This is a genomic window from uncultured Anaerococcus sp. (assembly GCF_963512375.1).
GTDB lineage: Bacteria > Bacillota > Clostridia > Tissierellales > Peptoniphilaceae > Anaerococcus.
Genome location: NZ_CAUPMI010000003.1, coordinates 128,890 through 138,385, shown reverse-complemented (window position 1 = coordinate 138,385; position 9,496 = coordinate 128,890). Strand labels below are relative to the sequence as shown.

Genomic DNA, 9,496 nt, shown 5'->3' with positions numbered 1-9,496 from the left:
GAGAAAAGTAAAATTAATTTCCTTTTCTCCTTGACTTTTGTTAGCAGGTTTTTGTTAAAGAAAATCCATAAGAAGTGTAATTTATTAGCAAAAAGAAGTAGGATATTATTAGGAGTGAGAATATGAATTTTTTAGATAATTTTATTACATCTCTTATGCTAATAAGAGTGACAGATGTTATTGATATTGCAATTATAGCCTTTGTTGTTTATAAGCTCTTTTCCTTGCTTAGAAACACACGTGCTGAGCAGGTTCTTTATGGACTTATCTTTGTCCTAATTTTTGCATCGATTGCAGACATGCTCAACCTAAATACGGTTTCCTGGGTTATGAACCAATTTTTGACCGTATCCTTGGTATTTATAATCGTAGTCTTTCAGCCTGAGCTTAGGACTGGTCTTGAGAGGATTGGTAGGGGTAGGTCTATCTTTGGATCTGATAAAAATATGAGAAATGAGGATTCAATTAAGGAAATAGTTTCTGCCATGTCCTCCCTATCTCGTCAAAAAATCGGGGCCCTAGTTGTCCTTGAAAGGGAAGTAGGACTTTCTGATATAATCGAGTCAGGTACCATGCTTGAGGCAGATATTTCTAGCGAACTGCTCATAAATATCTTCATACCAAACACCCCTCTCCATGACGGGGCAGTAATCATTAGAAAAAACACAATTACAGCAGCAGCCTGCTACTTGCCACTTTCCCAATCCAACACCATTGCCAAGGAGCTTGGGACCAGGCACAGGGCAGCCATAGGCATTACAGAAAAGTCTGATGCGGTTGTAATTATAGTTTCAGAGGAGACTGGTAATATATCTGTAGCTGAAAATGGCGTAATCAACAGGTATTTTGACGAAGATTCTCTTACAATTAGACTTAGAAACGAAATTAGCGAAAAGGGGCTAGAAAAAGATGAATAGCTTTCTAGATAAACTCAAAAAAATTGACAAGAAGGATGATAATAAGCTTATAATTCTATCCATAATAGTGGCTGTGGTCATGTGGACCTTTGTTACAACATCAACCAACCCTACAGCCAACAGGACCTTTAGGAATGTCCCACTTATTATCCAAAATCAAGATAAGCTTGAAGATAATGGCTACACTATTGTCAGCAAGGATGAGGCAAGCACCGTATCAGTCAAGCTAACAGGCTCTAGAAATAACCTTATAGGCCTTGACCAAACTGATATACAAGCATCAATAAATGTTGCAAATGTAAAAGAAGGTATCAATTCCCTCGATGTAAATATCGATACACCAACAGGCATATATGTCGATCATGTAGATCCTAAGAGTGTCAACCTCAACATCCAAAGGATAGTTAGCAAGTCTATGCCTGTAAATATTGTCATAGATGATAAGCTAAAAGATGGCAAGCTTGTTGAGCTTAATGAGCAAAGACCAAAGGAAATCAAGATTTCAGGTCCAGAATCAATCATAAATAAGGTCGATAGGATAGAAGCCCATATCGATGATGCCGAATACCTGGATGGCAAAATCCACAATGTAATTATAAATGTCCTCGATAAGGGCGGAAAGCCAGTTGAAGGAGTTGACCTAGACCATAAGGATATCAACCTTTCCTTCTTGGTTTATGAAACTAAAAAGCTAAAGGTAGAGCTTAAGGTAAGGGGAGAGGTGGAAGAAGGCTACCAAGCGACTCTTAAAAACCTAAGCCCTGACCAGATAGTTGTAAAAGGCCAAGGCCAAAGCCTTAAAAATGTGACAAAAATTTCAACCTTCCCGGTAAACCTAGCTAATATAAAGGCTAGCAAGTCTGGAGAAGTCAACCTTGACCTACCAGAAGGAGTTGAAGTTTATGATGGAGATCCTGTCATAAATTATAAGATAGAAGTGACTAAGAAAGATAATTCTGAAAATGAATAAGGAAAGTGTCCTAGAAAGGCTTGAAGAAGCAGGTTTTAAGGCCTATCTGGTGGGTGGCTGTCTTAGGGATGAAATCATGGGAAATATTTCATCAGATGTAGATATTGCCACAAGTGCAAGGCCAGATGATGTCAAAGAAGTCTTTAAGGATTTTACCCTAGTTGATATTGGCAAGAAATTTGGGACCATTAAGATCATTTCAGGACCAGAAGAGTATGAGATAACAACTCTCAGGTCTGATTCAATTTATCTGGATAAGAGAAGGCCTGTCGGAGTGGCCTTTACTGATGATATTTACGAAGATTTGGCCCGCAGGGACTTTACTATAAACGCCATGGCCAAAAGGGGTGGAGAAATAATCGACCCCTTTGGGGGTAGTGATGATATAAAAAGAAAGATAATAAGAGCTGTGGGTGATCCTAAAGAGAGGATTGAGGAAGACTACCTGAGGGCCCTTAGGGCGGTGAGGTTTGCAACTTGTCTTGATTTTACAATCGAGGAAAGTCTAAAACAGGCTATAAAAGAAAAACAAGGAAATATTGAATTTATTTCAAAAGAGCGAATTACAAGCGAGATAAATAAAATTTTATTAGCTGATAATCCAGTTTATGGGATAAGGCTTTTAGAAGAATTGGACTTGCTTGATAAGATTTTCCCAGAAGTGGCTAGGACAATCGGCTTTGACCAACATTCGCCCCACCACTACCTAGATGTCTATGAACACAGCCTAGAAGTCTTAAAAAATACAGATAAAGACCTAATAACAAGGCTTGCCGCTATCTTTCACGATGTAGGCAAGGTCGATTGTTTTTTTCTTGATGAAAAGGGCAAGGGGAGATTTTTTGGCCACCAAGACTTATCTGCAGACCTAGCTATAAATAGGTTAAGGGCCTTGAAATATTCCAAAAAGACCATAGAATCTGTAGAAATCCTTATAAGAAGGCACATGGATGCGGCCAATACCTATACAGAAAAGTCTATCAAAAGACTTTTAAGAAAACTTGGCAAGGAAGACCTCTTAAGGCTCCTTGACTTACAAGAGGCTGATAAGCTTGCAACCAACCATAAGGACCTGGCAAATATTGAAAATGCCAAAAAGATATTAAAAAATCTAGAAAAAGAGGACCTGGTCCTTAAAAGGTCGGATTTAGCCATAAATGGCAAGGACCTAATAAAGCTGGGCTATAAAGAGGGAAGAGAACTTGGTAAGCTTTTAAAATTAATAGAAGAAAATGTTCTTGAGGAAAAACTTCCTAATAATAAGTCCGCAATCCTTAAATTTATAAGAGAAATGGGCTAGTTTCTTGCTAGCCGGATAAAAATGTAGTATATTATTTCAATGAGTATGAACTTTCACGGAGGAGAAAATGACAGAATTAAAATCACACGAAAATAACATAGCTAAATTTGAATTTAATGTAGCTTATGATGACTTTAAAAAAGCAACTGACACAGTTTATAAGAGAAATAAGAAAAGATATAGAATAGATGGTTTCAGACCAGGCCATGTTCCAAGAAGAGTACTTGAAAAAATGTACGGCCCAGAAATCTTCTATGATGATGCTATCCAAATAGTATTCCCAGAACCATACGAAAAGGCAGTAGAAGAATTAGGTCTAGAAGTAATCGACCAACCATCTGTAGACCTAGATGATATCGAAGAAGGCAAAGACATCACCTTCAAGGTAGAAGTAGAAACAAAACCACACCCAGAACTAGGTGATTACAATAATCTTGTAATAGAAGAAGTTTCTGGAGAAGTAACTGAAGAAGATGTAAACCACGAACTATCTCACCAACAAGAAGAAAATGCTAGACTTATCTCAGTAGAAGATAGGGGAGCAAAAGAAGGTGACAAGGTAAATATAGACTTTGATGGCTACCTAGATGATGAACAATTTGAAGGTGGAAAGGCAGAAGACTATGACCTAGTAATAGGATCAAATACCTTTATCGAAGGCTTTGAAGACCAAATAATCGGTCACAAGGTAGGAGATAAGTTTGAAATCAACGTAACCTTCCCAGAAGATTACCAAGCAAAAGAATTCCAAGGCAAGGATGCTAAATTTGTTGTTGAAATCAACTCAATCACAGAAAAACAACTTCCAGAACTTGATGATGAATTTGCAAAAGACATCTCAGAATTCGATACACTTGAAGAACTTAAAAATAACCTAAAAGAAAAATTAGCAGACGATAAAAAATCTTTTGCTGAAAGCCAAATGCAAAACCAAGCAGTAGCAGCCCTAGTAGAAGCAAGCGAAGTTAGCGCTCCAAAATCAATGGTAGACAGAGAAATCGACTTTGACCTTCAAAACTTAGACCAAAGACTCCAACAAATGGGTCTAACACTTCCTCAATATATTGAAATGACAAAGATGGATATCAACGCTATCCGTGACCAATATAGAGAAGGCGCTGAAGCTAGAGTTAAGGCAAATCTTGTAATAGATGAAGTTGCTATCAAAGAAGGCATCGAAGTATCTGATGAAGAAAAAGAAGAAGAATTAAAAGAAACAGCTAAAAACTACGGAGTAGATGACTTTGAAAAATTCAAAGAAATCTTTGCTAAAAATGTTTCTGATCACACTCTAGAAGAAAATATCAAGAGAAGAAAAGCAGTAGAATTACTAGTAAGTAAGGCTAAGGCTCTTCCTCATGAAGAATACCACAAACACGTAGAGGAAAACAAAGAAGCAAAATAATTAACCTAGTTTTAAGCTGAATATAAGGAAAATCCTTATAAAGGAGGCTTTATGTTAGCTAAAAATTATTTAGTACCAACAGTAGTAGAACAAACAAACAGAGGCGAAAGAGCCTATGATATATATTCAAGACTTCTTAAAGATAGGATAATCTTCCTATCTGGAGAAGTCCGTGATGAGGTTAGTGATATAATAATTGCCCAGCTTCTCTTCTTAGAAAGTGAAGACCCAAACAAGGACATCCATTTTTATATCAACTCTCCAGGCGGTGTCGTAACAAGCGGCCTTGCAATCTATGACACAATGAACTACATCAAGCCAGATGTATCAACAATCTGCATAGGTCAAGCAGCATCAATGGGAGCAGTACTTTTATCATCAGGAGCCAAGGGCAAGAGATTTTCTCTACCTAACTCCAACATCATGATTCACCAACCATCAGGTGGAGCCCAAGGTCAAGCGTCAGATATAGTTATCCAAGCTGAGCAAATCCTAAAAATTAAGGCTAACCTTAATAGGATCCTAGCAGAAAATACTGGCAAAGACCTTGCCCAAATAGAAAAAGATACAGACAGGGACTTTGCCATGAGTGCACAAGAAGCCCTCGAATATGGTCTAATAGATAAAGTTATAGAAAGTAATAAGTAATATGGCAGAAATGGACAAAACGCAAGTGAGATGTTCTTTTTGTGGTAAGGATGCTAGCCAGGTTAAAAGAATAATTGCCGGAGCAAATGGCTATATATGCAATGAATGCGTAGAGCTTTGCTCAGAAATTATAGAAGGTGAAGCAAAGGCTATGGATGATTTTGCCTTTGATTTTGAACTATCAAAACCAAGAGAGATCAAAGACTACCTTGACCAATATGTAATAGGCCAAGAAGAAGCTAAAAAAACCCTATCAGTAGCTGTCTACAACCACTATAAAAGAATTACATCCAACGAAGAAGATACGGATGTAGAATTACAAAAATCAAATATTTTAATGCTTGGACCAACAGGTTCTGGTAAGACCCTCCTTGCCCAAACCCTAGCCAAAAAGCTAAATGTGCCATTTGCAATAGCAGATGCTACGAGCCTTACCGAAGCAGGTTATGTGGGTGAGGATGTAGAAAATATTATATTAAAACTAGTCCAAGCAGCTGATTATGACATAGAAGCAGCTGAGATTGGAATAATCTATGTAGACGAGATAGATAAGATTACTAGAAAAAGTGAAAACCCATCTATCACCCGTGATGTAAGTGGGGAAGGAGTCCAACAAGCACTTCTAAAGTTAATAGAAGGCACAGAAGCCAACGTCCCTCCACAAGGAGGCAGGAAGCACCCATCCCAAGAATATATCAGGGTAGATACCACCAATATTCTCTTTATCCTAGGTGGGGCCTTTGAAGGTATAGGAGATATTATAAACCAAAGACAAGTCGATAAGACCATTGGCTTTGGGGCAGATATTTCAAAAAGAGAAAAGACAGACCTAAGCCTAGTCAATACCGAAGACTTGCTCAAGTTTGGCCTTATACCAGAATTTATAGGTAGGGTGCCAATAATAGTAAGCCTTGATGCCCTTGATGAAGATTCCCTAGTGAGAATCCTAAAAGAGCCTAAAAACTCTGTCATCAAGCAATATCAAAAGCTATTTGACCTTGATAATGTCAAGCTAAGCTTTGAAGATGAGGCCATTGAGGCTATAGCCAAAAAGGCAATCGAGCAAAAAACAGGAGCTAGGGGCCTTAGGACCATACTTGAAAATCTCCTCCTCGATGTGATGTTTGACATACCATCCAGGAATGAAATAAAAGAAGTTCTAGTAACCAAAGAAGCTATAGATGATCCTAGCAAGCTAGAATACAAAAAGAAATAAGAGTAAAATTGGGGAATGCTAGTCATTTCCCTTTTTAAACGTAAGGAAGATTTATGAAAGAAACATATAAAATAACACAAGAAAACTTAGCATTGGTGCCGCTCAGAGGCTACTGGGTAATGCCTACTACTATGCTTAATTTTGATTGCGCTAGGTCCATCTCAAAAAATGCTGTTGAAAATGCTAAGCTAAACAACGAAGATATATTTTTACTAAACCAAAAGGATATTTTCGATGACAATCCTAAGCAAGATGGCCTCTACGAATATGGAATAGTAGCGACCATAAAAGAAACCTTCACCATGCCAAATGGTGAAATTAGAGTCTTTGTTCAGGCAAGAGGTGTGGGTAAGCTTGAAAAACTTAAGGTCGCAGAAGGCTTTTTAAGAAGTGATGTCGAAGTTTACGAATACCTAGAAGAAAACCAGGAAGACACCGACACCTTACAAGCCCTCAAAAAACTCCTCCTAGAAGATTTTAAGGAATATGTCTCAATCAACGAAGATATCTTGGATGAGATATCCTATGGCATGGTAGAAGTTGAAAATTACCACAGACTGGTAGATTTAATTAGCTTTCACCTAGACCTTTCTCCAAAGGAATACTATCAGCTTTTAAGTGAGCTTGATATTACTGAAAGGATGAAATTCCTCCACAGGACAATTGATAAGGAAATTGAGCTTAAAAACCTAGGTCTTGAGATCGAAAAGGAAGTAACTGACAATATCAACAAATCCCAAAAGGAATACTACCTTAGGGAAAAGATGGATGTTTTAAAGAAGGAACTTAACCAAACAACAGGCCAGGCAGAAAATGAAGTTGACGAATTCCGCCAAAAGATTGCCAAGATAAAGTTTGATAAGGAAAGCAAGAAATCCCTAAATAAAGACCTAGACAGGCTTGACTCCATACCAGAGATGAGCCCAGACTATGGGGTAATTCTTTCTTACCTAGACTTTGTGGTAGGCCTACCTTGGAATAAAAAATCTAAGGAAAGCCTAGATATCAAAAAGGCAAGCGAAATCCTTGATACAGACCACTACGGCCTTGAAGATGTCAAGGAAAGAATCCTAGAATCAATTGCCGTAAGGATTAAAAATAAGTCTGTAAAGGGTTCAATAATTTGTCTTGTAGGCCCTCCAGGAGTGGGAAAGACCTCCATCGCCAAGTCTGTAGCCCGTGCCCTAAACCGTGAATTTGTCTCAATGAGGCTGGGAGGAGTGACAGATGAATCAGAAATTAGAGGCCATAGGAGGACCTATGTAGGAGCTATGGCAGGTAGGGTTTTAGCCAATATCAACAGGGTAGGAGTCAAAAATCCGGTCTTCCTTTTAGATGAGATTGATAAGTTAGGATCAGATTTTAGGGGTGACCCATCATCAGCACTCCTAGAAGTTCTAGATCCTGAGCAAAATGATAAATTTATCGACCGCTACCTAGACATACCATTTGACCTATCGGATGTATTTTTCCTAACCACAGCCAATGACATCAACCAAATCCCAGATGCCCTCTACGATAGGCTTGAAATTATCGAGCTATCAGGCTACACCATGGGTGAGAAGATGAACATTGCCAAGAAATACCTCATAGCCAAGCAAATGAAAAATACAGGCCTAAGCGATGAAGAGCTTGCCATTTCTGACAAGGTCATAGAAAAAATCATCAAAAACTACACCAGAGAAGCCGGTGTGAGGGAGCTAGAAAGGCTAATTGGCAAGATTTGCCGTAGGGCAGTCAAGGAAATCCTAGAAGGCAAGAAGTCTGTCAGAGTTACTATGAATAATTACAGCAAATACCTAGGCCGTGAGAAATTTATAGACGATCACATATCCAAGGAAGAAAAGATAGGCGTAGTAAATGGCCTAGCTTGGACATCTGTGGGTGGTACTATGCTTACAGTTGAGGCCAATGTCATGGAAGGTAAGGGCCATGTAGAATTTACAGGCTCTCTTGGAGATGTCATGAAAGAATCTGGCCAGGCAGCCATAGTATACATCAGGTCAAATGCTGACAAGCTTGGTATTAAAGATAAGTTTTATGAAGATAAGGATATCCATGTCCACGTCCCAGAAGGGGCAACTCCAAAGGATGGCCCATCAGCAGGTATAACCATGACCACAGCCATTACCTCAGCCCTAACAGGCAAGAAGGTGAGAAATAACCTAGCTATGACAGGGGAAGTCACAATCACAGGTGATGTCCTAGCCATAGGCGGCCTTAAGGAAAAGGCCCTAGCAGCTTATTCTTATGGGGTCACAAATGTGATAATTCCAAAGGATAACGAGAGAGATACAGAAGATATACCAAAGGAAATCAGGGATAAGATTAACTTCATCCCAGTGTCAAATGTCTCAGAAGTCATAGAAAGAGCCCTTATATGAAGATAAAAGACATAGAATTAGAACAAGTTGCAGGTTTTAAGAGCCAGTGGCCAAATGATGATTTGGCAGAAATTGCCTTTGTAGGTAGGTCAAATGTCGGCAAGTCTTCCTTTATCAATTCCTTTTCAAATAGGAAGGCTATTGCCAAGACCAGTTCCAAACCAGGCAAGACCAGGACAATCAACTTTTATAGGGTTAACAATGCCTTTAGGCTGGTAGATTTGCCAGGCTATGGCTATGCCAAGGTCTCCAAGGCAGAAAAGGCCAAGTGGGATAAGCTAATAAATGAATACCTCCACGAGAGGGAAAATCTTAAAGAGGTCTTCCTCTTGGTAGATATCCGCCACGAGCCAACAGCCTTAGATAGGCAAATGTATGATTGGATTTTAGAATCAGGCTATATGGGCTTTGTAATCGCAACCAAGTTTGACAAGATAAAAAAGGGCCAGGTCCAAAAACACCTAAAACAAGTTCAAAAAACCCTAGGCATAGAAGATGAGGGACTAATCTTCGCCTACTCATCAGAAACCAAACACAACAAGGACGTCCTAGAAGAGCAAGTTGAAGTAATAATAAATGCCTAGTTTGCAAAGTATAATATCAGTAACTTATACTGATAAATCCATCCCTAGCCGTCATTCCGACGAGTGCAGCGA

Annotated in this window: 8 protein-coding genes; all 8 read left to right on the top strand. The window is 38.8% G+C overall.

Annotated elements, in window-relative coordinates:
* Positions 1 to 122 precede the first annotated feature (122 nt).
* The gene (gene cdaA / locus RRB46_RS02650) at positions 123 to 917 is read left to right on the top strand and encodes a diadenylate cyclase CdaA (protein ID WP_296127497.1); all 795 of its coding nucleotides are present in this window, start codon (positions 123 to 125) and stop codon (positions 915 to 917) included.
* Positions 910 to 1,887, top strand: a complete 978-nt coding sequence (locus tag RRB46_RS02645; protein ID WP_311537374.1) for a CdaR family protein — start codon at positions 910 to 912, stop codon at positions 1,885 to 1,887. Before cdaA ends, RRB46_RS02645 begins: the two co-directional genes overlap by 8 nt.
* Positions 1,880 to 3,187: an HD domain-containing protein gene (locus tag RRB46_RS02640; protein ID WP_311537373.1), complete on the top strand. Its 1,308-nt coding sequence runs from the start codon at positions 1,880 to 1,882 to the stop codon at positions 3,185 to 3,187. Before RRB46_RS02645 ends, RRB46_RS02640 begins: the two co-directional genes overlap by 8 nt.
* Before the next feature lie 67 nt (positions 3,188 to 3,254).
* Positions 3,255 to 4,592 carry a trigger factor gene (gene tig, locus RRB46_RS02635; protein WP_311537372.1) on the top strand — a complete coding sequence of 446 codons (1,338 nt, stop codon included), beginning with the start codon at positions 3,255 to 3,257 and terminating at the stop codon, positions 4,590 to 4,592.
* Positions 4,593 to 4,643: 51 nt separating this feature from the next.
* Complete coding sequence (gene clpP / locus RRB46_RS02630) at positions 4,644 to 5,240, top strand: ATP-dependent Clp endopeptidase proteolytic subunit ClpP (RefSeq protein ID WP_106461633.1); 597 nt, start codon at positions 4,644 to 4,646, stop codon at positions 5,238 to 5,240.
* A 1-nt stretch (position 5,241) separates the two neighbouring features.
* On the top strand, positions 5,242 to 6,456 hold the full coding sequence (clpX, locus tag RRB46_RS02625; RefSeq protein WP_311537371.1) for an ATP-dependent Clp protease ATP-binding subunit ClpX: 1,215 nt from the start codon (positions 5,242 to 5,244) through the stop codon (positions 6,454 to 6,456).
* Between the two features lie 53 nt (positions 6,457 to 6,509).
* Positions 6,510 to 8,840 carry an endopeptidase La gene (lon, locus tag RRB46_RS02620; protein ID WP_311537370.1) on the top strand — a complete coding sequence of 777 codons (2,331 nt, stop codon included), beginning with the start codon at positions 6,510 to 6,512 and terminating at the stop codon, positions 8,838 to 8,840.
* Complete coding sequence (gene yihA / locus RRB46_RS02615) at positions 8,837 to 9,424, top strand: ribosome biogenesis GTP-binding protein YihA/YsxC (RefSeq protein WP_297687644.1); 588 nt, start codon at positions 8,837 to 8,839, stop codon at positions 9,422 to 9,424. Before lon ends, yihA begins: the two co-directional genes overlap by 4 nt.
* Positions 9,425 to 9,496 lie beyond the last annotated feature (72 nt).